This window comes from Streptomyces sp. JNUCC 63 (assembly GCF_054366325.1).
Genome location: NZ_CM135963.1, coordinates 2,605,458 through 2,630,054 on the forward strand (window position 1 = coordinate 2,605,458; position 24,597 = coordinate 2,630,054).

At 70.8% G+C, this 24,597-nt stretch carries 19 protein-coding genes; 10 read left to right on the top strand and 9 right to left on the bottom strand.

Annotated features, from left to right (window positions below; genetic code table 11):
• Positions 1-25: 25 nt before the first annotated feature.
• Genes ACX25U_RS11680 through ACX25U_RS11695 form a run of 4 tightly spaced genes read right to left on the bottom strand, consistent with a single transcriptional unit; the run spans position 26 to position 4,386 of the window.
• Positions 26-679, bottom strand: coding sequence for a GTP-binding protein (locus ACX25U_RS11680; protein ID WP_454391261.1), 654 nt, complete (start codon positions 677-679; stop codon positions 26-28).
• Positions 660-1,070 carry a DUF742 domain-containing protein gene (locus tag ACX25U_RS11685; RefSeq protein ID WP_454391263.1) on the bottom strand — a complete coding sequence of 137 codons (411 nt, stop codon included), beginning with the start codon at positions 1,068-1,070 and terminating at the stop codon, positions 660-662. The genes ACX25U_RS11680 and ACX25U_RS11685 overlap by 20 nt, the downstream gene beginning before the upstream one ends.
• Positions 1,067-1,582 (bottom strand): roadblock/LC7 domain-containing protein, encoded by a 516-nt coding sequence (locus ACX25U_RS11690; protein WP_454391265.1) that lies wholly within the window; start codon positions 1,580-1,582, stop codon positions 1,067-1,069. Before ACX25U_RS11690 ends, ACX25U_RS11685 begins: the two co-directional genes overlap by 4 nt.
• Positions 1,579-4,386: a sensor histidine kinase gene (locus ACX25U_RS11695; protein WP_454391267.1), complete on the bottom strand. Its 2,808-nt coding sequence runs from the start codon at positions 4,384-4,386 to the stop codon at positions 1,579-1,581. Before ACX25U_RS11695 ends, ACX25U_RS11690 begins: the two co-directional genes overlap by 4 nt.
• 413 nt (positions 4,387-4,799) lie before the next feature.
• Here ACX25U_RS11695 and ACX25U_RS11700 point away from each other — a divergent pair, with 413 nt between their 5' ends.
• Entirely contained in the window at positions 4,800-5,588 is a 789-nt protein-coding gene (locus ACX25U_RS11700; protein ID WP_454391269.1) for a protein phosphatase 2C domain-containing protein, read from the top strand.
• Positions 5,589-5,604: 16 nt separating this feature from the next.
• On the opposite strand, the gene ACX25U_RS11705 is transcribed toward ACX25U_RS11700, so the two are convergent.
• Positions 5,605-6,096 carry a MarR family winged helix-turn-helix transcriptional regulator gene (locus ACX25U_RS11705; RefSeq protein WP_454391271.1) on the bottom strand — a complete coding sequence of 164 codons (492 nt, stop codon included), beginning with the start codon at positions 6,094-6,096 and terminating at the stop codon, positions 5,605-5,607.
• Positions 6,097-6,385: 289 nt separating this feature from the next.
• Between ACX25U_RS11705 and ACX25U_RS11710 the strand changes: the two genes are divergently transcribed.
• Positions 6,386-7,207 (top strand): lysozyme, encoded by an 822-nt coding sequence (locus tag ACX25U_RS11710; protein WP_454391273.1) that lies wholly within the window; start codon positions 6,386-6,388, stop codon positions 7,205-7,207.
• Positions 7,208-7,282: 75 nt separating this feature from the next.
• Here ACX25U_RS11710 and lon read toward each other — a convergent pair whose 3' ends face one another.
• On the bottom strand, positions 7,283-9,754 hold the full coding sequence (lon, locus tag ACX25U_RS11715) for an endopeptidase La (RefSeq protein ID WP_454391274.1): 2,472 nt from the start codon (positions 9,752-9,754) through the stop codon (positions 7,283-7,285).
• A gap of 452 nt (positions 9,755-10,206) precedes the next feature.
• On the bottom strand, positions 10,207-10,875 hold the full coding sequence (locus ACX25U_RS11720) for a rhomboid-like protein (protein WP_454391276.1): 669 nt from the start codon (positions 10,873-10,875) through the stop codon (positions 10,207-10,209).
• Positions 10,876-11,075: 200 nt separating this feature from the next.
• On the opposite strand from ACX25U_RS11720, the gene ACX25U_RS11725 reads away from it, so the two are divergent.
• From ACX25U_RS11725 to ACX25U_RS11755, 7 genes are all read left to right on the top strand, one after another.
• Entirely contained in the window at positions 11,076-11,753 is a 678-nt protein-coding gene (locus ACX25U_RS11725; protein WP_454391278.1) for a spermine/spermidine synthase domain-containing protein, read from the top strand.
• 122 nt (positions 11,754-11,875) lie between these two features.
• Positions 11,876-12,613 (top strand): response regulator transcription factor, encoded by a 738-nt coding sequence (locus ACX25U_RS11730; protein ID WP_454391280.1) that lies wholly within the window; start codon positions 11,876-11,878, stop codon positions 12,611-12,613.
• Positions 12,610-13,716: a HAMP domain-containing sensor histidine kinase gene (locus ACX25U_RS11735; protein WP_454391281.1), complete on the top strand. Its 1,107-nt coding sequence runs from the start codon at positions 12,610-12,612 to the stop codon at positions 13,714-13,716. Before ACX25U_RS11730 ends, ACX25U_RS11735 begins: the two co-directional genes overlap by 4 nt.
• Positions 13,717-13,999: 283 nt before the next feature.
• Positions 14,000-17,833, top strand: coding sequence for a multifunctional oxoglutarate decarboxylase/oxoglutarate dehydrogenase thiamine pyrophosphate-binding subunit/dihydrolipoyllysine-residue succinyltransferase subunit (locus ACX25U_RS11740; protein ID WP_454391283.1), 3,834 nt, complete (start codon positions 14,000-14,002; stop codon positions 17,831-17,833).
• A 580-nt stretch (positions 17,834-18,413) separates the two neighbouring features.
• The gene (locus ACX25U_RS11745; protein WP_365825817.1) at positions 18,414-18,593 is read left to right on the top strand and encodes a DUF6104 family protein; all 180 of its coding nucleotides are present in this window, start codon (positions 18,414-18,416) and stop codon (positions 18,591-18,593) included.
• Positions 18,594-18,785: 192 nt separating this feature from the next.
• Positions 18,786-19,691, top strand: a complete 906-nt coding sequence (locus ACX25U_RS11750; protein WP_454391285.1) for a DUF4097 family beta strand repeat-containing protein — start codon at positions 18,786-18,788, stop codon at positions 19,689-19,691.
• A gap of 1 nt (position 19,692) precedes the next feature.
• Positions 19,693-20,676, top strand: coding sequence for a helix-turn-helix transcriptional regulator (locus ACX25U_RS11755; RefSeq protein WP_454391287.1), 984 nt, complete (start codon positions 19,693-19,695; stop codon positions 20,674-20,676).
• A 60-nt stretch (positions 20,677-20,736) separates the two neighbouring features.
• On the opposite strand, the gene ACX25U_RS11760 is transcribed toward ACX25U_RS11755, so the two are convergent.
• Together ACX25U_RS11760 and ACX25U_RS11765 are read right to left on the bottom strand one after the other, a co-directional pair.
• On the bottom strand, positions 20,737-21,702 hold the full coding sequence (locus ACX25U_RS11760) for a zinc-binding dehydrogenase (RefSeq protein ID WP_454391289.1): 966 nt from the start codon (positions 21,700-21,702) through the stop codon (positions 20,737-20,739).
• Positions 21,703-21,845: 143 nt separating this feature from the next.
• On the bottom strand, positions 21,846-23,066 hold the full coding sequence (locus tag ACX25U_RS11765) for an NAD(P)-dependent malic enzyme (RefSeq protein ID WP_454391291.1): 1,221 nt from the start codon (positions 23,064-23,066) through the stop codon (positions 21,846-21,848).
• A gap of 549 nt (positions 23,067-23,615) precedes the next feature.
• Between ACX25U_RS11765 and ACX25U_RS11770 the strand changes: the two genes are divergently transcribed.
• Entirely contained in the window at positions 23,616-24,566 is a 951-nt protein-coding gene (locus ACX25U_RS11770; protein ID WP_454391293.1) for an ABC transporter substrate-binding protein, read from the top strand.
• Positions 24,567-24,597: the final 31 nt, after the last annotated feature.

Here is a 24,597-nt window from a genome sequence, read left to right on the forward strand (position 1 = left end):
GCGGGTTCTGCGGGTTCTGCGGGTTCTACTCGGGGGTCTCCTCGAGTGCGTGGGCCACGAGGGCCAGCAGGACCTCGATGGACGAGATCCGCCGCCGAGCGTCCATGATCATGACAGGTATGTGTGCGGGGATCGTCAGTGCTTCCCGCACGTCCTCCGGGTCGAACAGCTCCGTGTCGTCGAAGTGGTTGACCGCGACGATGTACGGCAGTCCGCAGCTCTCGAAGTAGTCCAGCGCCGGGAAGCAGTCCTTGAGGCGGCGGGTGTCGGCCATGACCACGGCGCCGATGGCGCCGCGCACCAGGTCGTCCCACATGAACCAGAACCGTTGCTGGCCCGGCGTGCCGAACAGGTAGAGCACCAGGTCGTCGTCGAGCGTGATGCGGCCGTAGTCCATGGCGACCGTGGTGGTCACCTTGCCCGGCGTGGCGGTGAGGTCGTCGGTCTCCTCGCTCGCCTCGGTCATCAGCGCCTCGGTCTGCAGCGGCGTGATCTCCGAGACGGCGCCGACCAGCGTGGTCTTGCCCACGCCGAAGCCGCCGGCCACCACGATCTTGGTGGCGATCGGGGCGCGGGTACGGTCCGTCTGCCAGGACTTCAACTCCTCGTCGGGCTCGTCGACGAGCGGGACGACGCCGGTGGCGTCGGTGACGGCGGAGTCAGAGACGGCGGAGTCCACTCAGCACCCTTTCCAGCAGAGCGCGGTCCGGCCGGCCCGTGTCATGGCCGGTTCCGGTTCCGTACACACGGATCTTTCCCTGGTCCGCGAGGTCGCTCAGGAGCACGCGGACCACACCGAGCGGCATCTTCAGCAGCGCGGCGATCTCGGCCACCGTACGCATGCGGCGGCACAGTTCGACGATGGCCCGCATCTCCGGCATGCCCCGGGTGGTGAGGGAGCCGTTCGCCAGTTCCCTGCGCTCCTGGGGGGCCTCCAGCGCGGCCACGAACGTCTCCACGAGGAGGACGTGACCGAAGCGGGTGCGGCCGCCGGTGAGCGAGTAGGGGCGGACCCGGGCGGGTTTGCGGTCGGCGCCGCGGACGGGAAGTTTCCTCGGCGTACTGCTCATCGGGCTGCTCCTTGAGGGCTCCCGGCCGCCTCGGACTGCAGGGACTTGCGCAGCTCGTTGCGCAGCTCCGGCGTCAGGACGTGTCCGGCGCGGCCGACGAAGAGCGCCATGTGGTACGCCACGACGCTCATGTCGCACTCCGCGGAGCCGTGGACGCCGAGCAGCGAGCCGTCGCTGATCGACATGACGAACAGGCTGCCCTCGTCCATCGCGACCATGGTGTGCTTGACGGCACCGGAGTCCATCAGCTTGGCGGCGCCGATGGTGAGGCTGCCGATGCCGGAGACGATGGTGGCGAGGTCGGCGGCGGAGCCGCGGGGGCCTGTGCGGGGCGCTCCGCGGGTCTGACGGGCCTGCTCGTTGCGGCCCGGGTCTGAAGAGAGGAGCAGGAGGCCGTCGGAGGAGACCACGGCGACGGACTGGATGCCGGGGACCTCCTCCACGAGGTTGGTCAGCAGCCAGTGCAGGTTGCGGGCCTCACTGCTCAGTCCGAAGGTGCTGGGCGCGGTCAACTGCTTGCCTCCTCGACTGTGCCCCCCGTTGTCCGGTCTACGATTTCCGCCTCCACGTCGCGGTAGCCCGCCTTTGCTCCCCGGTGGAAGCCGCCGAGGCGGCGGCGTAGCGCCTCGGCGTCGACGGAGGTGCTGCGCTGGCGGGGTGTTGCGGTGGGGGTGGTGATCTTCGGTGTGCGTTTGGGGAGGCCCTTGGCGGTGACGTGTTCTTCTGCTTCTTGGGTCTCGTCGGGGGTTCGGTGGTGTTCCGTCTCGGCGGGTTCCTGCGGGGGCGGGGTGGGTTCCGCGGCCTCGGCTTCGCCTTCGGCCGGGTCGTTCCCGTCCGCACCACCCGTGCGGGTTTCGTGGCCGGGTGCGGGTGGCCCCTGCGGGGGCTGCTCGCCGTCGGCGGGTGCGGGTCGCGCCTGCGTCGGGGCGGCTTCGGCCGCCGGCCCCGCATGCGCCGGGTTCGGTTCCCCCGCCGGGGACGGGAGCAGGAGTTCCATCGTTGTTTCGGCCGGGGACTCGGGTACCGGCCGCTCCGCGGCGCCTATCGCCTTCTCCGCCAGGGTCACCAACGGGTCGGGGTCCTTGGTGCGGGCGGGCAGGGCGTTGGAGTTGACCTCGGCGTCGGCGCCCGGGAGGGAGATCGTGGAGGTGTCGCCGGGGGCCGGGACGGAGGCGGGGGCGGCGGAGGTGGGGGCGGGTGCCAGGAGGGACTGGGGGACGACCACGACCGTCGCGGTGCCGCCCTGCTTCTGTTCGCGCAGCTGGACGCGCACGCCGTGGCGGTGGGCGAGGCGGGCGACGACGTAGAGGCCGAGGCCCAGGCCGTCCTCGGCCTCCTGGTCGTAGGAGGCCTCCGGGTCGAAGTCGGCGAGGCGGGCGTTGAGGCGGGTCATCCGGTCGGCGGCCATGCCGATGCCCTCGTCCTGGACGGAGAGCATGACCTCGCCGCTCTCCAGGAGCCAGCCGGAGACCTCGACGGGCTGGTCGGGCGGGGAGAACGACGTGGCGTTCTCCAGGAGTTCGGCCAGCAGGTGGGACAGGTCGTCCGCGGCGAAGCCGACCACGTGGGCGTGCGGCGGCAGCGCGGCGATGCGGACACGCTCGTAGCGTTCGATCTCGCTGACCGCGGCGCGGACGATGTCGACCAGCGGGACCGGGCCGGCACTGTGCTGGACGTGCTCGGTGCCGGCCAGCACGAGGAGGTTCTCGCTGTGCCGGCGCATGATCGTGGCGAAGTGGTCGAGCTTGAACAGCGTGGACAGGCGGTCCGGGTCCTGCTCGCTGTCCTCCAGGCCCTCGATGAGGGTGAGCTGCCGCTCGACCAGGCCGAGCGTGCGCAGCGCCAGGTTGACGAAGGTGCCGCCGATGCTCGTGCGCAGCCGCTCCAGCTGGGCAGCGGAGTCGGCGAGTTCGGCGCGCAGCTCCTCGCGGGTGTCGGCCATCTTCTCGCGCTGGCCGACCAGGTGCTTGCGGTCGGCCTCCAGGGTGGCGACCCGCTCGGCGAGGGCGGCGGCCTGCGCGTGCAGGGCGTTGACGGAGCGGACGACCTGCGCGAACTCGTCGTTGCGGCCGGTGAACTTGACGGGTTCCTCGGCGCTCGGGTCGGCCGCGCCGGCCAGGCGGGCCGAGCCCAGGCGCAGCACCGCGAGGGGGCGGGTCAGCGTGCGGGCGAGCGCGGTGGCGATGCCGATGGTGACCAGCAGCAGCCCGCAGAGCAGGGCGATGCGGATCTCCAGCGAGGTGACGTCGTCGTCGCGGAGCTTCGCCAGGTCCTTGGTGCGGTGGTCGTAGAGGGAGGACTCCGCGCCGCGCATCAGGTCGACGCGGGCGCTGAGCGCGGCGTCGGCCCTTTTGACACTGGTGTTCAGCTCGCTGTCGGAGAGCGTCGCCTGGTCGGTGAGGAAGGCGAGGTACTTCTCGGCGGAGTCGACCTCGGGCCCGGTCACGGTGGAGTCGTACGACGCCCGGAGGGCCTGGGGCGCGGTGTCGCGGAACGCGGCGAGGGCCGCGTCCGAGCGCAGCCGGGCCTGCTGGGCGACGGTGCTGAGGGCGTCGCGCTGCTTGGTGTCGGCCTCGGAGGAGGTGGCGGTCTGCGTGGGCAGGCCGGTGACCGGGCTGATGACGGTCTGCGTGGAGTACGGCACGTTCAGGGCCGCGAGCAGCAGTCCGCGGGCGGCGGCGGCCTGCTGGACGGCCGTGTCGAGCTCGGCGAGCGCGTGCGCTCCGGAGCCGGCCCGGGCCGGCATCCGCTCGGCCAGCTGTTCGGCGAGCTTGTGCAGTTCGGTGATGGCGGTGGAGTACGCCTGGTGGGCCTGCAGGGCGGTGCTCTGCCCGGTCAGCGCGGCGCGGCGCACGGCGGCGATGCCGTCGAGGTCCTTGCGCAGCCAGGCGGGCGTGTCGGGGTCGGCGCGCAGCTCGTCGACCTGGCGGTCCACGCGGGTGCTGCGCTGCTCGGAGGGCGCCTTGGCCTTGGGACGGCCGGCGGCGAGGTAGGAGGTGACCTCGTCGCGCTCGTCGGCGAGCGAGTGGGCGAGGGTGAGCGCGCTCTGGGTCTGCCCGGCGAGCGTCACCAGGTCCTGGGAGCCGCTCAGCTGTCCGGAGGCGGCGATCACCGAGGGGGCGCCGGCACCCGCCACGGCGGCGGCCACGACGGCGACGGCGGCGATCAGGCGGTTGCGCACGTGGGTGGGACGGCCCTTGCCGACGGGGGCGGCGGCGGGCGCGCCGGGGGTTCCGGGCGTCTGCTCCGGGTCTCCTGCCAAGGCCGCCTGCTTGCCTGTGCGCCGAAGCCGCGTCTTCTGCACCGGTGCTCGCATTCCTGTACTCGTGTACTCATGGGCCCGGGTGGTGCCCCCGTCAGCCGGCGCGGACAGGTGCGTACACCCTCCCCCGCGCTCTCGGCTCCGCTCGAGCCTCGGGCAGGGGTACCCGCATCGGTTCCCGACCCTCCCAGTGCCGGTGGGCAGTGGTCCCGCATCATCCGACCGGCCACCCGAAGGAGTGAACCCCGGAAGGAAGTTGGCGGGCAAGTTCCTCCGGCGTGTGCCGCGGCTGTGCGCGGCGGGCCGGTTGGACGTCTGCGGCAGGCTTTGGCAGGATTCGCCACCACACCTTCCCGGAGCGATCCATTCCCACCCAAAACAGGCGCCTGACCTGCGTCGCTGCGTCATTTCCCGGCTGGTCGCCACCCTTTCGCAAACCTTGTGAAGGCCTCGTGCAGACTGGCTGGATGCGCACTGAGGTTGTTTCGGAGCCCGGCCGTCGCGACTGCCCCAACGAGGACTTCGCGAGTGTCGGACTACCCGCGTCTGGACAGGGTGGTTGCCTTGTCGTCCTGGACGGAGTGACGCCACCGAGGACCGGGACGGGATGTTCGCATTCGGTCCCGTGGTTCACCGCCCGGCTCGGCGGCGCGCTGACCGAACTGACCGTTTCCTGCCCAGATCTGACGCTGCCGGAGATTCTTTCGCGTGCGGTTCTGCGTACCGCCGAACCGCACGCCGCGACCTGTGACCTTTCTCACCCGCGCACTCCTCAGGCGACCGTCGTTCTGGCCCGCTGGTCGGCGGAGACGGTCGACTACCTGGTGCTGTCCGACTCGGTGCTCCTGCTGGAGTCCGCCGACGGCTCGGTCACCCCGGTCCTGGACGACCGACTGGCCCGCCTCCCCCGGGCCTCGCTCGCCACCGACGCGCTCATCGACGCCGTCGTCCGCAACAAGGAGGGCGGCTTCTTCACCGCGGCGGCGGATCCCTCGGTGGCGGAGCGGGCCGTGACAGGAAGCGTGCCGCGCCACGAGGTCCGCGCGCTGGCCGCGCTGACGGACGGGGCGGCGCGCTGGGTGGAGAAGTTCCGCGAGGGCGACTGGGCGCGGTGTGTCGATCTCGTACGGAAGGAGGGGGCGCGGGCGCTGGTGGAGCGGGTACGGGCCCTGGAGACGGCCGACAAGGAGGAGCGGACGTATCTGCGGCGCAGCAAGACGCACGACGACGCGACGGTGGTGTTCGTGGAGCCGTGAGGCCGGTCGGGGGCGGCTACTTCTCCATGACTCCGTTCAACTCGTGCAGCAGCCGGGCCAGTTCGGCCACCTCGCGGCGGTCCCAGTGGGCGAGCTGGCTGACGTAGCGGGCGCGGCGGGCCTCGCGGACCCGGCCGACGCGGCGGCGGCCGTCGTCGGTGAGGGCCACCAGCCAGGCCCGCCCGTCCGCGGGGTCCGGCTCGCGGGCGACGAGGCCGAGTTCCTCCAGGGCACGCAGCTGGCGGGACATGGTGGCCTTGCCGACGCCGATGTACGCGGCGAGGTCCGTGGCGCGCCGGCCGCCGCACTCCTCCAGCCGGACCAGCAGTCCGTACGCGGCGGACTCCAGGTCGGGATGGACCTCGCGGGCCATCTCGCCCTGATTGGCCCTCGCGCGCCGCAGCAGCACCGTCAGTTCCCGCTCCAGGGACAGGAATTCCCGGTCCACACCACTCGGTGACGCGCCGGACGCGACTTCACGTCCGCCGCGGTTTGCGTCTTCGTGCACGTCAGCCCCTGCCTGAAGTTTCCCGTTGCTGAAAGTTTCCGCCAGTCCGGTCCATCGCCGCAGCTCCGTCAGTATTTCGCAGGCGTAGACCAACGGCAGGCTCCGGACCCCCTTCCCAGTCGGGGTCTACGTGCGTAGCTTCTTGACCAGGCAATTACTGGCATGTTCACGCCATCGCTGTGACCTGCGGCTGCGTCCGCGATCCGGCGGTGACCCGCTCTCCCCAGCGGGACCGGGGCATGCCCGCGTTTCCCCCCACCGAGCACCACCGAACTTTCGGAGGCACGTCATGCCCGTGCACAGATCCGGAACGGCCCGCGTACGGCGGCTCACCGCCGCGGGAATCCTGCTCGCCGCGTTCTCCCTGCTGTTCACCCTCCCCTCCTCGGCCGCCACCGCGCCCGCCCGCGGCTCGGCGTACATGGGGGTGGGCGTCCTGGCGCACGACGGCCGGGGCGGCGGCACGCCGTCGCTCGCCGCCGTCACCCAGACCGAGGGCGTCGACGTCAGCGGCCACCAGGGCAACGTCGCCTGGTCCACCCTGTGGAACAGCGGCGTCAAGTGGGCCTACACCAAGGCCACCGAGGGGACGTACTACACGAACCCCTACTTCGCCCAGCAGTACAACGGCTCGTACAACATCGGCATGATCCGCGGCGCGTACCACTTCGCGACCCCGGACACCACCAGCGGCGCCGCCCAGGCCAACTACTTCGTCGACCACGGCGGCGGCTGGTCCCGCGACGGCAAGACCCTGCCGGGCGTCCTCGACATCGAGTGGAACCCCTACGGCGCCGCCTGCTACGGCAAGTCGGCGAGCGGGATGGTCAGCTGGATCGCCGACTTCCTGAACACCTACAAGGCCCGCACGGGCCGGGACGCCGTGATCTACACGGCCACCAGCTGGTGGACCCAGTGCACCGGCAACTACGGCGGCTTCGCCGTCAACAACCCGCTGTGGATCGCCCGGTACGCCTCGGACCCGGGGACGCTGCCGGCGGGCTGGGGCTACTACACCATGTGGCAGTACACGTCGTCGGGGCCGACGGTCGGTGACCACGACAAGTTCAACGGCGCGCTGGACCGTGTGCAGGCGCTGGCCAACGGCTGATCCGTACGCAGGCACGCATGGTGAAGGCCCGGGCCTCCCTCACGGGACCCGGGCCTTCTCATCCGATCGCGTCCGTCACGCCGCGACCGGAACCTCCGGCTCCGCACCGTTCGCGGCCGGCGCGAGGGCCAGCTCCAGGACCTGGCGGACGTCGGTGACGGCGTGGACGTCGAGCTTGTCCAGCACCTCGGCCGGGACGTCGTCCAGGTCGGGTTCGTTGCGCTTGGGGATGATGACGGTGGTCACCCCGGCACGGTGGGCGGCGAGCAGTTTCTGCTTCACGCCGCCGATGGGCAGGACCCGACCGGTCAGCGACACCTCGCCGGTCATCGCCACGCCCGTGCGGACCAGACGACCGGAGAGCAGGGACGCGAGGGCCGTGGTCATCGTGATGCCCGCGCTCGGGCCGTCCTTGGGGACCGCGCCGGCCGGGAAGTGGATGTGCACGCCCCGGTCCTTCAGGTCGCCCACGGGCAGCTCCAGCTCGGCGCCGTGGCTGCGCAGGAAGCTCAGCGCGATCTGCGCGGACTCCTTCATCACGTCGCCCAGCTGACCGGTCAGGGTCAGGCCGGCCGCGCCCGTCTCGGGGTCGGCGAGGGACGCCTCGACGAAGAGGACGTCGCCGCCGGCTCCGGTGACCGCGAGGCCCGTCGCCACGCCCGGGACGGACGTACGGCGCTCGGCCGGGTCCTGGGCCGACTCGGGCACGTGGTGCGGACGGCCGATCAGGGCGCGGAGGTCCGCGTCGGTGACGGTGAACGGCAGCTCCCGCTCGCCCAGTTCGTGCTGGGCCGCGACCTTGCGCAGCAGCCGGGCGACGGACCGCTCCAGGGTGCGCACGCCCGCCTCGCGCGTGTACTCGCCGGCCAGCTTGCGCAGCGCGCCCTCCTCGATCGTGACCTCGTCCGCGCGCAGGCCGGCCCGCTCCAGCTGGCGCGGGAGCAGGTGGTCACGGGCGATGACGACCTTCTCGTCCTCGGTGTAGCCGTCCAGGCGCACCATCTCCATACGGTCGGCGAGGGCCTCCGGGATTGCCTCCAGGACGTTGGCGGTGGCGAGGAAGACGACGTCCGACAGGTCCAGCTCGACCTCCAGGTAGTGGTCCCGGAAGGTGTGGTTCTGGGCCGGGTCGAGGACTTCGAGCAGGGCCGCGGCCGGGTCGCCGCGGAAGTCGGAGCCCACCTTGTCGATCTCGTCCAGCAGGACCACCGGGTTCATGGACCCGGCCTCCTTGATCGCGCGCACGATCCGGCCGGGCAGCGCGCCGACGTACGTACGGCGGTGGCCGCGGATCTCGGCCTCGTCGCGGACGCCGCCGAGGGCGACGCGGACGAACTTGCGGCCCATGGCGTGGGCGACGGACTCGCCGAGACTCGTCTTGCCGACGCCGGGCGGCCCGACGAGCGCGAGGACGGCACCACCGCGCCGGCCGCCGATCACGCCCAGGCCGCGGTCGCTGCGGCGCTTGCGCACGGCCAGGTACTCGGTGATGCGTTCCTTCACGTCCTGAAGGCCGGAGTGCTCGGCGTCGAGCACCGCCTTGGCGCCCTGGATGTCGTAGGCGGAAGCGCTGTCATCGGTTCGCTCGTTCCACGGCATGTCGAGGATCGTGTCGAGCCAGGTGCGGATCCAGGAGCCCTCGGGCGAGGCGTCGGAGGCGCGCTCCAGCTTGTCGACCTCCTTGAGCGCGGCCTCGCGGACCTTCTCGGGCAGGTCGGCTGCCTCGACGCGGGCACGGTAGTCGTCGGACTCCTCGCCCTCCTTCTCGCCGTTCAGCTCGCGCAGCTCCTTGCGGACGGCTTCCAGCTGGCGGCGCAGCAGGAACTCGCGCTGCTGCTTGTCGACGCCCTCCTGGACGTCCTTGGCGATGGACTCGGCGACGTCCTGCTCGGCGAGGTGGTCGCGCAGCTGCCGGGTGGCGAGCTTGAGGCGGGCCACCGGGTCCTCGGTCTCCAGCAGTTCGAGCTTCTGCTCGGTGGTCAGGAACGGCGAGTAGCCGGAGTTGTCGGCGAGTGCGGAAACGTCGTCGATGGCCTGGACGCGGTCCACGACCTGCCAGGCGCCGCGCTTGCGCAGCCAGGCGGTGGCGAGGGCCTTGTACTCCTTGACCAGTTCCGTCACCTGGCCGGGGTAGGGGCCTCCCCCGTTCGAACGGAGTTGAGAACTTGGGGAAGGGTCGGGCACGCTTCCGTCGATCCGCGTCCCCTCGACCCACAGCGCGGCACCCGGCCCGGTGGTCCCGGCACCGATCCGCACGCGGCCGCGGCCGCGGATGAGCGCGCCCGGGTCGCCGTCGGCCAGCCGGCCGACCTGCTCGACCGTGCCCAGGACGCCGGTCCTGGCGTACGTCCCCTCGATGCGCGGCACCAGCAGCACTCTGGGCTTGCCCGGCTCGTCCCGCGCGGCAGCCTGCGCGGCCTCCACCGCGGCCCGCACCTCGGAGTCGCTCAGATCCAGCGGGACCACCATCCCGGGCAGCACGACCTCGTCATCGAGCGGCAGCACGGGCAGGGTGAGCGGTGTGAACGCGGTGGACTCAGCAGCCATGATCTCCCCTTCAGCAGTCAAGTTGAGCTCTGCCGACTCAATGCACGGGGGGCACCGATTGTTCCCCACCTCACGTTCGCTCTGAGCGATCACGCAGGCCACGCTGTGTAGCCGCGGGCAGTCGCGCCTACGTAGCTGCGGGCGGTCGTGCCTCCCCCGGTGCTGAACGCCTGGGGGACCCCTAGAGCGATGGGGGTCCCCCTGCTCGAGCGAAGCCGAGAGCTTGGGGGAGGGCGGGCTGGGGTCCCCCTGCTCGAAGAGCTCGGGGGAGGGTGGGCTGGGGGCCCCTGCTCGAAGAGCTCGGGGGAGGGTGGGCTGGGGTCCCCCTGCTCGAAGAGCTCGGGGGAGGGTGGGCTGGGGTCCCCCTGCTCGAAGAGCTCGGGGGAGGCACCCCGCGAGCGCGGGCAAGCGTACCCACCCCCACAGCGCAGCCCCGGGTGCGAACAAGCTCGTCAGGCGCCCTGCGCACGGCGGGCCCGGTTCCAGCGCCGCACCACCGGCCAGGTGCCCGCTCCGAGGGCCACCGCGACGAGATGGCCGCAGCTTGTCATCGGGTCGGTGAACGCGGCCAGGTCCTCCAGGAGCAGTCCGACGAACACGGCGAGCATCGGCCACCGCAGCCACGGCGTGAGCAGTCCGGACAGGGCACCGACGCCGGCGGCCACGCCGAAGCTGATTCCGTAGTCGAGGCGGTGCAGGGCGCTCTCGGGCAGACGGCCGGCCAGGACGGCGAGCCCGACGGGGATCTCCGTGGCGAGGGTGGCCAGCACATGGCCGAACAGGAAGACGCCCGCCGTGCGCAGACCGCCTATCCGGCGTTCCAGCGCGGTGAGCACCAGCAGGAAGCACAGCGAGTACACCGACACGACCCCGCCCGCGATCCACAGCGCGCTGGCAGGCAGCACCAGCAGGGGCGCCCGCATCAGGTGGGCGACGTCCGTGCTGGAGCTCCGGTGGAGGGAGTCCACCACCGAGGGATCGGCGTACCGCGCGACGAGCGAGGTGAGGGCCAGTACGGCGGTGTACCCGAAGGTGAACGGGGTGCCGGTGGGGCTGGGCAGCAGCCTCCAGGGCCCGGCCGGCGACGAGGCCGGGCCGCAGGCCGTCGCGGTCCGTTCCACGGTGCGGCGCTCCTTCCGTCGCGCCCCGCACTTCGCGTCCCGGGCGCCACTGTCCATGACCGACGCCACGCGCGAGGCGATGCGCAGCAACCTATTGGGTCGCGCCGGGGGTCCGCGCGCGGCGGCCCGCACAGCACACGCGCGCGTGTGTCACCCGTAATTCACGTGGCCGTACCGGCGCGTTGGGGCAGGATGGCCTCATGACCGCCTGGTACGACACTCCCGTGGTGCTGGACCGCCGCGAGGGTCCCTACGGCGAGGTCGTGCTGCGACGGCACGGCGCGCTGCTGCAGATCATCGCCAACGGCTGCTTCCTGATGGACACCTCCGACGGCCGCTCCGAGCGCCTCCTCGTCGACGCGGCGCTCACCGCGCTGGACGCCCGGCGCGAGCCGAGCGTGCTGATCGGCGGCCTGGGCGTCGGTTTCTCCCTCGTACACGCCGCCGCGAACCCCCGCTGGGGACGGATCACCGTCGTCGAGCGGGAGCCCGCGATCGTCGACTGGCACCGCGACGGCCCCCTCGCCGAGCTGACCGCCCAGGCGCTCGCCGACCCGCGCACCGAGATCGTCGAAGCCGATCTGGTCGCGTACGTCAATGAGACATCCGCCACGTTCGACACGCTGTGCCTCGACATCGACAACGGCCCCGACTGGACGGTCACCGAGGGCAACGAGGAGCTGTACCGACCGGCCGGACTGGCAAGCTGCGCAAGGGTGTTGACGCCGGGCGGGGTGCTCGCGGTGTGGTCGGCGAAGCCGTCTCCGGAATTTGAAGGAACCTTGCGGAATGTCGGGTTCCGGCAGGTGCGCACCGAAGAGATCCCCGTTGCCCGGGGCGTTCCCGACGTCGTGCACCTCGGGGTCCGACCTGGATAGCAAAGCCGCGGTGACTCCCCGTAGGGTGCTGACCTGACGCCGATCATTCAAGCGTCAATCGCAACTACGCGCAGTCAACGGATCACCGCACGGATTCCGGAAAGCACACTCAGGGGCGGGCGATGGAGCAGACACACACCGCGCACAACGGCACGACGGCCACTCCGGGCGCTCAGCGCCGGGTGCTGGTGGTCGAGGACGACCAGACCATCCAGGACGCCATCGCCACCCGCCTGCGCGCCGAGGGATTCCTCGTGCAGACCGCGGGCGACGGTCCGGCGGCCGTCGACACCGCCGAGGCCTGGCAGCCCGACCTGCTGATCCTCGACATCATGCTGCCCGGCTTCGACGGCCTGGAGGTCTGCCGCCGGGTGCAGGCCCAGCGCCCGGTGCCGGTGCTGATGCTCACCGCGCGGGACGACGAGACCGACATGCTGGTCGGTCTCGGGGTCGGCGCCGACGACTACATGACCAAGCCGTTCTCGATGCGCGAGCTGGCCGCACGCGTGCACGTGCTGCTGCGCCGCATGGAGCGGGCCGCGCTCGCCGCGGCGACGCCGCGCAGCGGCATCCTGCGCCTGGGCGAACTGGAGATCGACCACGCCCAGCGCCGGGTGCGGGTGCGCAGCGAGGACGTCCACCTCACGCCGACGGAGTTCGACCTCCTGGTGTGCCTGGCGAACACCCCGCGCGCGGTGCTCTCGCGCGAGCAGCTGCTGGCGGAGGTGTGGGACTGGGCGGACGCCTCCGGCACCCGGACCGTGGACAGTCACATCAAGGCGCTGCGCCGGAAGATCGGCGCCGAGCGGATCCGCACGGTGCACGGCGTGGGCTACGCGCTGGAGACGCCGACCCCATGAGCGACGGGCCGGCCGCACGGAGGGATCCGGAGGAGCCCCGGGGTGGCGTACGCCCGTTCTCGATCAAGACCAAGCTGGGCGCGCTGGTCGTCATCTCGGTACTGATCACCACGGGTCTGCTGATGGTCGCCGTGCGCACGGCGACGGAGCTGCGCTTCATCACGGTCTTCTCGATGATCGCCACACTCCTCATCACGCAGTTCGTGGCGCACTCGCTCACCGCGCCGCTGGACGAGATGAACAAGGTGGCCCGCTCCATCTCGCACGGCGACTACACGCGCCGGGTGCGCGAGAACCGCCGGGACGAGCTGGGCGACCTGGCCCAGACGATCAACCGCATGGCCGACGACCTGGAGGCCCAGGACCGCCAGCGCAAGGAGCTGGTGGCGAACGTCTCGCACGAGCTGCGCACACCCATCGCGGGCCTGCGCGCGGTGCTGGAGAACATCGTCGACGGGGTCACCGAGGCCGACCCCGAGACCATGCGTACGGCCCTGAAGCAGACCGAGCGGCTGGGCCGGCTGGTGGAGACGCTGCTGGACCTGTCCCGCCTGGACAACGGCGTGGTCCCGCTGAAGAGGCGCCGGTTCGAGGTGTGGCCCTATCTGTCGGGCGTACTGAAGGAGGCCAACATGGTCGCCTCGGCCCGCGCGGGCATCGCCTCCGGCTCCGGCAGCCACACCCGTACGGACGTGCATCTGCACCTGGACGTCCACCCGTCGGCGCTGACCGCCCACGCGGACCCCGAGCGCATCCACCAGGTCGTCGCCAACCTGATCGACAACGCGGTCAAGCACAGCCCGCCGCACGGGCGCGTGACGGTGAAGGCGCGGCGCGGCCCGCAGCCGGAGTCACTGGAGATCGAGGTCCTCGACGAGGGGCCGGGCATCCCGCGGTCGGAGTGGCACCGCGTCTTCGAGCGTTTCAACCGGGGTGCGGTGAGCCGGCCGCACGGCCCGGGCAGCGACGGCGGCACCGGACTCGGCCTGGCGATCGCCCGCTGGGCGGTGGATCTGCACGGTGGCCGGATCGGTGTGGCCGAATCCGAGCGTGGCTGCCGGATCCTCGTCACCCTTCCGGGGCCCCCTTCTCCGTCAAGTTGACGTAAAGTTCGCTCTCGAACCAACAAGATCCACGAGCGTCCCCGCAGACGGACACGTGTGATCAGGCAAGGGCCTGCGACTCCCGGGGGTCAGGCCCGGGTCCACCCTTCCCACACACAGCGGAACCACGCTTGTTTCCCGCCAATTCAGGCCTCGAAACCCGACCTTTGATGTGACTTACGCGACGAAGGAGCGGCCCGACCTCACCTTGCCGCGCCAAGGGGCGTAGCCTTGATTCCCGCTGTCCCATCATCTTGTGAAGCGGAAGAGGGCGGTTACCGCTGTGTCGCCACAGTCCCCCAGTAACACGAGCATCTCGACCGAGACCGACCAAGGCGGGAAGAACCCCGCGGCCGCGTTCGGTGCCAACGAGTGGCTCGTCGACGAGATCTATCAGCAGTACCTCCAGGACCCGAATTCCGTAGACCGCGCCTGGTGGGACTTCTTCGCCGACTACAAGCCGGGAGGTGCTGCCACCCCGGCTTCGGCGGATGCCGCGACCGCGGGGACCGCCACCGCGCCCCAGGCGGCGCCCGCCGCCCCGGCCGCACCGCAGGCCCCCGCCGCTCCGGCCGCTCCCGCGCAGCCCGCGGCCGCCGCTCCGGCACCGGCTCCGGCTCCGGCTCCGGCCGCGAAGCCTGCCGCTCAGGCCCCGGCGCCCGCGAAGCCGGCCCCCGCGAAGCCCGCCGCCGCGAAAGCCAAGGCCGAGCCCGCCGCCGAGGCGCCCGCCGGTCCCGAGTTCGTGACGCTGCGCGGCCCCTCCGCCGCGGTCGCCAAGAACATGAACGCCTCCCTGGAGCTGCCCACGGCCACGTCCGTGCGCGCCGTCCCGGTGAAGCTGCTGTTCGACAACCGCATCGTCATCAACAACCACCTCAAGCGGGCCCGCGGCGGGAAGATCTCCTTCACGCACATCATCGGCTACGCGATGGTCCAGGCCGTCAAGCAGATGCCGTCGATGAACTGGTCGTTCGCCCAGAAGGACGGCAAGCCCACCCTGGTCAAGCCGGACCACGTCAACCTCGGTCTGGCCATCGACCTGGTCAAGCCCAACGGCGACCGCCAGCTGGTCGTGGCCGCCATCAAGAAGGCCGAGACGCTGAACTTCTTCGAGTTCTGGCAGGCCTACGAGGACATCGTCCGTCGCGCCCGCGACAACAAGCTGACGATGGACGACTTCACCGGCGTCACCGTCTCCCTCACCAATCCCGGCGGCCTCGGCACGGTCCACTCGGTGCCGCGCCTGATGCCCGGCCAGTCGGTGATCATGGGCGTCGGCTCCATGGACTACCCGGCGGAGTTCCAGGGCACCTCCCAGGACACTCTGAACAAGCTCGGCATCTCCAAGGTCATGACGCTCACGTCGACCTACGACCACCGGGTGATCCAGGGCGCCGCCTCCGGCGAGTTCCTGCGCGCGGTGGCCAACCTGCTGCTGGGCGAGCACAACTTCTACGACGAGATCTTCAAGGCGCTGCGCATCCCCTACGAGCCGGTCCGCTGGTTCAAGGACATCGACGCCTCGCACGACGACGACGTCACCAAGGCCGCCCGCGTCTTCGAGCTGATCCACTCCTACCGGGTCCGCGGCCACGTCATGGCCGACACCGACCCGCTGGAGTACCAGCAGCGCAAGCACCCCGACCTCGACATCACCGAGCACGGGCTCACCCTGTGGGACCTGGAGCGCGACTTCGCGGTCGGCGGCTTCGCCGGCAAGACGCTGATGAAGCTGCGCGACATCCTCGGTGTGCTGCGCGACTCGTACTGCCGCACGGTCGGCATCGAGTTCATGCACATCCAGGACCCCAAGCAGCGCAAGTGGATCCAGGACCGGGTGGAGCGCCCGCACGCCAAGCTGGAGCGCGACGAGCAGTTGCGCATCCTGCGCCGGCTGAACGCCGCGGAGGCCTTCGAGACCTTCCTGCAGACGAAGTACGTCGGCCAGAAGCGGTTCTCCCTGGAGGGCGGCGAGTCCGTCATCCCGCTGCTCGACGCGGTCATCGACTCGGCGGCCGAGTCCCGCCTGGACGAGGTCGTCATCGGCATGGCCCACCGCGGCCGCCTCAACGTCCTGGCCAACGTCGTCGGCAAGTCGTACGCCCAGATCTTCCGCGAGTTCGAGGGCAACCTCGACCCGAAGTCGATGCACGGCTCCGGTGACGTGAAGTACCACCTGGGCGCCGAGGGCACCTTCACCGGCCTGGACGGCGACCAGATCAAGGTCTCGCTGGTGGCCAACCCCTCGCACCTGGAGGCGGTGGACCCGGTCCTGGAGGGCGTCGCCCGCGCCAAGCAGGACATCATCAACAAGGGCGGCACGGACTTCACGGTCCTGCCGGTGGCCATCCACGGCGACGCGGCCTTCGCGGGCCAGGGCGTGGTGGCCGAGACCCTGAACATGTCGCAGCTGCGCGGCTACCGCACCGGCGGTACGGTCCACGTCGTCATCAACAACCAGGTCGGCTTCACCGCCGCCCCGGAGTCCTCGCGTTCCTCCATGTACGCGACGGACGTGGCCCGCATGATCGAGGCCCCGATCTTCCACGTCAACGGCGACGACCCGGAGGCCGTCGTCCGCGTGGCGCGGCTCGCCTTCGAGTTCCGCCAGGCGTTCAACAAGGACGTGGTGATCGACCTCATCTGCTACCGCCGCCGCGGTCACAACGAGTCGGACAACCCGGCCTTCACCCAGCCGCTGATGTACGACCTGATCGACAAGAAGCGCTCGGTGCGCAAGCTCTACACCGAGTCGCTGATCGGCCGGGGCGACATCACCCTGGAGCAGGCCGAGCAGGCCCTGCAGGACTACCAGGGCCAGCTGGAGAAGGTCTTCACCGAGGTCCGCGAGGCCACCACCACCTCCCAGCCGGTCTCCGTGGACTCCCAGGAGCCGCAGGACGGCTTCCCGGTCGCGGTTTCGACGGCCGTCTCCTCCGAGGTCGTCAAGCGCATCGCCGAGTCCCAGGTCAACATCCCCGACCACATCACCGTCCACCCGCGTCTGCTGCCGCAGCTGCAGCGCCGGGCGGCCATGGTCGAGGACGGCACGATCGACTGGGGCATGGGCGAGACCCTGGCCATCGGCTCGCTGCTCCTCGAGGGCGTCCCGGTCCGGCTGTCCGGCCAGGACTCCCGCCGCGGCACCTTCGGCCAGCGGCACGCGGTGATCATCGACCGTGAGACCGGCGAGGACTACACCCCGCTGCTGTACCTGTCCGAGGACCAGGCCCGGTACAACGTCTACGACTCCCTGCTGTCCGAGTACGCGGCGATGGGCTTCGAGTACGGCTACTCCCTGGCCCGCCCGAACGCGCTCGTCATGTGGGAGGCCCAGTTCGGCGACTTCGTCAACGGCGCCCAGACGGTCGTGGACGAGTTCGTCTCCTCCGCCGAGCAGAAGTGGGGCCAGACCTCCGGCGTCACCCTGCTCCTGCCGCACGGCTACGAGGGCCAGGGCCCGGACCATTCCTCCGCCCGCCCGGAGCGGTTCCTGCAGCTGTGCGCGCAGAACAACATGACGGTCGCGATGCCGACCCTGCCGTCGAACTACTTCCACCTCCTGCGGTGGCAGGTGCACAACCCGCACCACAAGCCGCTGGTCGTCTTCACCCCGAAGTCGATGCTGCGCCTGAAGGCCGCGGCCTCGAAGGCGGAGGAGTTCACCACGGGCGGGTTCCGCCCGGTCATCGGCGACGCCTCGGTCGACCCGAACGCGGTGCGCAAGGTCGTCTTCTGCGCCGGCAAGGTCTACTACGACCTCGAAGCCGAGCGGAAGAAGCGCGGCGTGACGGACGCTGCAGCTGCCGAGACGGCGATTATCCGCATCGAGCGGCTGTACCCGCTGCCGGGTGCCGAGCTCCAGGCGGAGGTCAACAAGTACCCGAACGCCGAGAAGTACCTGTGGGCCCAGGAGGAGCCGGCGAACCAGGGCGCGTGGCCGTTCATCGCCCTGAACCTCATCGACCACCTGGACCTGGCGGTCGGCGCGGACATCCCGGCCGGCGAGCGCCTGCGCCGCATCTCCCGCCCGCACAGCTCCTCCCCCGCCGTGGGTTCCGCGAAGCGGCACCAGGCGGAGCAGGAGCAGCTGGTGCGCGAGGTGTTCGAGGCGTAACCCTCGCAGTCCTCACCGCCACGGCGGCCTGAAGGGGCCCGCCCCGAGTCTTACGGCTCGGGGCGGGCCCCTTCGCGGTCCCACGGCTTTTTGAGGCGGGCTATTCCAGGGGGATGTGAGCTGCTGTCGTTCGACAGTGGTTGGGAGCGTTCTGGTGTGCACGAGTGAGCATCGTGTGACGGCGGACGGCCATGGACGGCGACAGGAGTTCCTGTTTCGAAACGCTCGAAGAACGCCCCGTAGCCGCCACCGACAGTCCGGGGCGGATCAGCCGAATCCGGCCCGCCGGAACGATCCGGCGACGCTCCACGCCGCAACCGCCGGCGTGAACGCCGGTGCACTGCGAATGAACCCCGGTAGCCGTAGCCTCGCTCCGCCGTCGCAGCCACTCCCCCGTAGGCACTCTCCGACTCCCGTCGCCCGCGCCCGTGTCGGCCTCGCCGCGGGCGCGTGGGTCCATTGTGCCCGGGCACGCGCGCGTGGGACGCGGGTTTGGCAAGGGGAATAGTGATGCCTCACGCGCCGCATAACCTGGAGGGGTACGACCCGAGGCCGAAGGCCCAGCCCCAGGAGAGCACCCGTGTATTTCACCGACCGTGGGATCGAAGAACTGGAGAAGCGGCGCGGCGAGGAGGAGATCACCTTCGAGTGGCTCGCCGAGCAGTTGCGGACGTTCGTCGATCTCAATCCGGACTTCGAGGTGCCGGTGGAGCGGCTGGCGACGTGGCTGGCCCGGCTGGACGACGAGGACGACGCGTAGAGGCCGCACCCATGAGGGGCGCCCGTGACGGGTCGCCGCATGCTTCCGGGCGCTCCTTCGGGGGCGCCCTGTCGTTTTCCGGTTCCCAGCGTCACCTGAACGAGTGTCTTGACTTCCCGTGAGCGCGATATATCGTGTTCATCAGAAGACGCGATATGGCGTGTCGCGTCCCGTGACGGGGAGGTCTGCACCATGTCCGAGTGGTCCGTCGGAGAGCCCAGGAAGCTCACTTTCGACGAGCGGGTGACCGAGCTGAACGTCCGCATCGTCCACGGCACGGTGAACGTCGTGGGCACGGACGAGGGTTCCGCCCGTCTGGAGGTCTCCGAGATCGAGGGACCGCCCCTGATGGTCACCCAGCAGGGCGGCACGCTCACGGTGGCCTACGAGGACCTGCCCTGGAAGGGCTTCCTCAAATGGCTGGACCGCAAGGGCTGGCGGCGCAGCGCCGTGGTCTCCGTGGCCGTCCCGTCGAGCGCGCGCGTGGAGCTCGGGGTGGTCGGGGCCGCCGCGATGGTCTCGGGGATCGACGGGCGCGCGGAGGTGAGGGGCGTCTCCGGGGACACGACCCTGGTGGGCCTGACGGGCCCGGTGCGCGCGGACACCGTGTCGGGCAACGTGGAGGCGCAGGCCCTCTCGGGCGACCTGCGGTTCAACTCGGTGTCCGGGGATCTGACGGTGGTCGACGGCGCCGGCCCCTCGGTGAGGGCCGACTCGGTGAGCGGATCGATGATCGTCGACCTCGACCCGGCGGGCGGCCCCACCGACGTCAGCCTGACCAACGTCTCCGGCGAGATCGCCATCCGGCTGCCCCACCCGGCGGACGCGCAAGTGGAGGCGAACACGGCGAGCGGGACGGTGTCCAACGCCTTCGAGGACCTCAGGGTCGCCGGCCAGTGGGGCGCCAAGCGGATCACCGGCCGGCTCGGCGCGGGCAACGGCAGGCTGAAGGCGACCACCGTCTCCGGCTCGATCGCCCTGCTGCGGCGCCCGCCGGCCGAGGACGGACCGTGGGAGGCGGGGCCGCGGGACGCCCGGCCTGGAGAGGGTTCCACCGGCACTCCGACCGACGGCACGACCGACAAGAAGGTGCTCTGACATGCCTCCCGTCTTCGCCCACGGCCGCCTGCGCCTGTACCTGCTCAAGCTGCTCGACGAGGCCCCGCGCCACGGCTACGAGGTGATTCGGCTCCTCGAGGAGCGCTTCCAGGGGCTGTACGCACCCTCGGCGGGCACCGTGTACCCGCGGCTGGCCAAGCTGGAGGCCGAGGGCCTGGTCACGCACACCACCGAGGGCGGCCGCAAGGTGTACGCCATCACGGACGCCGGCCGCGCCGAACTGGCCGACCGCAGCGGCGAGTTGGCCGACCTGGAGCTGGAGATCCGCGAGTCGGTCGCCGAACTCGCCGCGGAGATCCGGGCCGACGTGCGCGGCGCGGCGGGCGACCTGCGGCGCGAGATGCGCGCGGCGGCGTCCCAGACCCGTCAGGGCACCGGGGAGTACGTCGGCGTCGACGACAAGGAGGCCTGGCAGGCCGCCAAGGAGGAGATGCGCCGCGTCAAGCAGGAGTGGAAGGAGCAGGCCCGGCGCGCCAAGGACGAGAGCCGCAGGGCGCGCGAGGAGGCCCAGCGGGCCCGGCGCCAGGCCAAGGAGGCGCAGGAGCGGGCGCGGGTCCAGGCGCAGGAGGAGCTGCAGCGCATCGCCCGGCGGGTCCAGGAGCAGGTGCAGGACCACTTCACCCGGGGCGACTGGCCCACCGGCGTGCGCGAGGGCCTGACCGAACTGGCCAAGGAGTTCGGCGACTTCGGCAAGGACTACGCCTTCGGCCGTACGGCGTCACGCGCGGAGTACTCCGACACCCCGGAGGACTTCCCCGCCGACTACGAACCGGCCTGGGCCCACGAGGACCTCACCGGCGACCCGACCCGTGACCTGGACCGCCTCCTCGACCGCTTCCGCGACGACATCCGCGACGCGGCCCGGGACCACGGCATCGCCCCCACCCAACTCCGGGAAACCCGCCGTCACCTGTCGACGGCTGCCGCCCACATCGCGGCGATACTCCACAACCCGAAGACCTGACGGCACACGGACGGCGGGCCCGGAAGAAATCCGGGCCCGCCGAAGAAGGGGAGGTGAGACTCAGGACCGGGTGAGCACGATCTTGCCGAACTGGTCGCCCGACTCCATCCGTTCGAAACCCTCGCGGGCCCGGTCGAGCGGCAGCACCTCGTCGATGACGGGACGCACCCCGGTGGCGGCGCAGAAGGAGAGCAGGTCCTCCAGCTCGTCCTTGGTGCCCATGGTCGAGCCGACGACCTTCAGCTCCAGGAAGAAGATGCGGGTCAGCTCGGCGTGCGAGGGCCGGTCGCCGCTCGTCGCCCCGGAGATGACGAGCGTGCCGCCGGGCCGCAGCGACTTCACCGAGTGCGACCAGGTGGCCGCACCGACGGTCTCGATCACGGCGTCCACCCGCTGCGGCAGCCGCGCCCCCGACTCCAGCGCCTCCACCGCGCCGAGCTCCACCGCACGCTTGCGCTTGGCCTCGTCCCGGCTGGTGGCGAACATCCGCAGCCCCGCCGCCTTGCCGAGCACGATCGCGGCCGTGGCGACACCACCGCCGGCACCCTGCACGAGAACGGAGTCTCCGGGACGTACCCCCGCGTTGGTGAAGAGCATCCGGTACGCCGTCAGCCAGGCCGTGGGCAGACAGGCCGCCTCCTCGAAGGAGAGCTCCTTGGGCTTGGGCAGGACGTTCCAGGTCGGCACGGCGACCTGCTCGGCGAAGGTGCCCTGGTAGCGCTCGGTGAGGATGGACCGGGGCTCCCTCGGCCCGACCCCGTGGCCGCTCTGTCCGATCACGGAGTGCAGGACGACCTCGTTGCCGTCCTCGTCGACGCCGGCGGCGTCGCAGCCGAGGATCATGGGCAACTTGTCCTCGGACAGGCCCACACCCTTGAGCGACCAGAGGTCGTGGTGGTTCAGGGAGGCGGCCCTGACATTGACGGTGCTCCAGCCGGGGCGGGCCTCGGGGGCCGGTCGCTCCCCCGTCTCCAGGCCGTTCAGCGGCTGGTCGCGGTCGATTCGGGCGGCGTAGACAGCGAACATGACCTTGACGATAAGGGCGCACGGGCGCCTGCGGAACCACGGGCCGCTGTGACACACACCTTCTTGCCAAGCGGGAGAACAAGCGGGAGAAGCCGGGCAGAAGAAATGGCCCCGCCCGTTCGGGCGGGGCCATCCGGGTCACGTCAGCGACGGGCGACGCCCTCCGCGCGAGCCGCCGCGGCCACCGCCGCGGTCACGGCCGGCGCGACCCGCTCGTCGAACGGCGACGGGATCACGTAGTCCGCGGCGAGGTCGTCCCCGACGACCCCGGCCAGCGCCTCGGCCGCCGCGATCTTCATGCCCTCGGTGATGCGGGACGCCCGCACCTGCAGCGCGCCCGCGAAGATGCCGGGGAACGCCAGGACGTTGTTGATCTGGTTGGGGAAGTCCGACCGCCCGGTCGCCACGACCGCCGCGTACTTGTGCGCGACCTCGGGGTGCACCTCGGGGTTCGGGTTGGCCATGGCGAACACGAAGGCGCCCTCGGCCATCGACGCCACGGCCGTCTCCGGCACCGTACCGCCGGAGACGCCGATGAAGACGTCGGCGCCGGCCAGCGCGTCCTCCAGAGACCCGCTGATGCCCGCCTTGTTGGTGAACTCGGCCAGCTCCCGCTTGACCGGCGTCAGGTCCTCCCGGTCGGTCGACACGACGCCCTTGCGGTCCGTGACGGCGACATCGCCGATGCCGGCCTCGACCAGCATCTTGGCGATGGCGACACCGGCCGCGCCCGCACCCGAGATGACGGCCCGCAGCTCCCCGATCGCCCGTCCGCTCAGCCGCGCCGCGTTGCGCAGCGCCGCCAGCGTCACGACCGCGGTGCCGTGCTGGTCGTCGTGGAAGACCGGGATGTCCAGGCGCTCCTGCAGCCTGCGCTCGATCTCGAAGCACCGGGGCGCCGAGATGTCCTCCAGGTTGACCCCGCCGAAAGACGGCGCGAGGCGCACCACGGTCTCGATGATCTCGTCGACGTCGGTGGTGTCGAGCGCGATCGGAACGGCGTCCACACCGCTGAACTGCTTGAACAGAATCGCCTTCCCCTCCATCACCGGAAGGGAGGCCTCGGGGCCGATGTCCCCGAGGCCCAGCACGGCCGTGCCGTCGGTCACGACGGCGACCACGGACGACTTCCACGTGTAGTCGTGGACCAGCTCCGGCTGCTCCGCGATCGCGGAGCACACGCGCGCGACGCCGGGCGTGTACGCCAGGGACAGGTCGTCCTTGTCACGGACGGGCACGGTGGCCTGCACGGCCATCTTGCCGCCGCGGTGCAGCGCGAAGGCCGGGTCGAAGGAATCGAGCGGCTCTGCCCCGCCCTCCTGACCCGCGCTGTCGCTGCGAGGATTGACGATCTCCGCTGCCACTTGGTTTTACCCCTTAAGTATTCATGGTTTGAGGGTTGCCACTCCCTGGTGAGGGGTGGGCGGGACCGCGCACGGCCGGTGACTGATGCGTTCGGACCCATACGCGACGGGTGCGCCGCACACGCACCCTGAGCCCCGGATGAGGGGTGTAAAGAACCTTCTTACCGGACGGACGGCGTCGACGACGAGTCCATAGCGCGAAGGTCACATGACGCCGGCCCGACATCCGACCCGATATGAGGCCAAGTCCCTGCCAAATCCCGGCCATGACCCCAAATGCACCCAAAAATTCTGTTCCGGCAGGCCACATCCTGAGACGGACCGAAGATCTTCCGGTCGGAAGGAGTCATCGCCGCGGATGATCCGGCAGTTACGGACCTGCTCCGCGTGGTTCGGGGATCGCCCGTTATCCGATTTTGACATGGCGAGCCCCCTGAATGGCGCAGCCCGAATGGCAAGATGCGGTCAATCACGCGAGGTCGCGACACCCGAAGGCGCGTGTCCTCGTCGCCCCATCGGCAGCTCTATCCATCAGCCGGAGGAACCACCATGACCGCAAGCTCCACCCGTCGTACGACCGCCGCGCACTCCCGGCTTGCTGCGGTGTCTGCGATCGCGGTCGCAGGCGCCCTGCTTCTCACCGGCTGCGGTGACCAGACAAAGGACAACAACAACTCCTCCGGCAGCAGCTCCGCCCCGCTGGCCGACAAGCTCCCGGCCCAGATCCGTGACAAGGGCACCATCAAGGTCGGCTCCGACATCGCCTACGCGCCGGTCGAGTTCAAGGACGACTCGGGCAAGACCGTCGGCATCGACCCGGACCTCGCGGCCGCGATGGGCAAGCAGCTCGGCGTGACCTTCGAGTTCGAGAACGGCACCTTCGACGCCCTGCTCACCGGTCTGCGGTCCAACCGCTACGACATCGCGATGTCGGCGATGACGGACAACAAGAGCCGTCAGGAGGGCATCGACCCCGACACGAACAAGAAGGTCGGCGAGGGCGTCGACTTCGTCGACTACCTGACCGCCGGTGTCTCGATCTACACCCGCAAGGGCGACACCAGGTCCATCACCACCTGGGCCGACCTGTGCGGCAAGAAGCTCGCCGTGCAGCGCGGCACCGTCTCGGAGGACATGGCGAAGGCCGAGGCGAAGAAGTGCCCGAGCGGCAAGACGATCACCCTCCAGCGCTTCGACGACAACCAGCAGGCCCAGACCCGCCTGCGCTCGGGCGGCGCCGACGCGGTTTCCGCGGACTTCCCGGTCGCCGCGTACGCGGTCAAGACCTCCGGCGGCGGCAAGGACTTCGAGCTCGTCGGCGAGCAGGTCGATGCGGCGCCGTACGGCATCGCGGTCGGTAAGGCCAACACCCAACTGCGGGACGCTCTGCAGGCCGCGATGAACGCGATCATCCAGAACGGCGAATACCAGAAGATCCTGGAGAAGTGGGGCGCCCAGGACGGTGCCGTGAAGGAATCCGTCATCAACGGCGGGAAGTGACCGCGCCCGCGGCCACTGAAAGGCGACATCC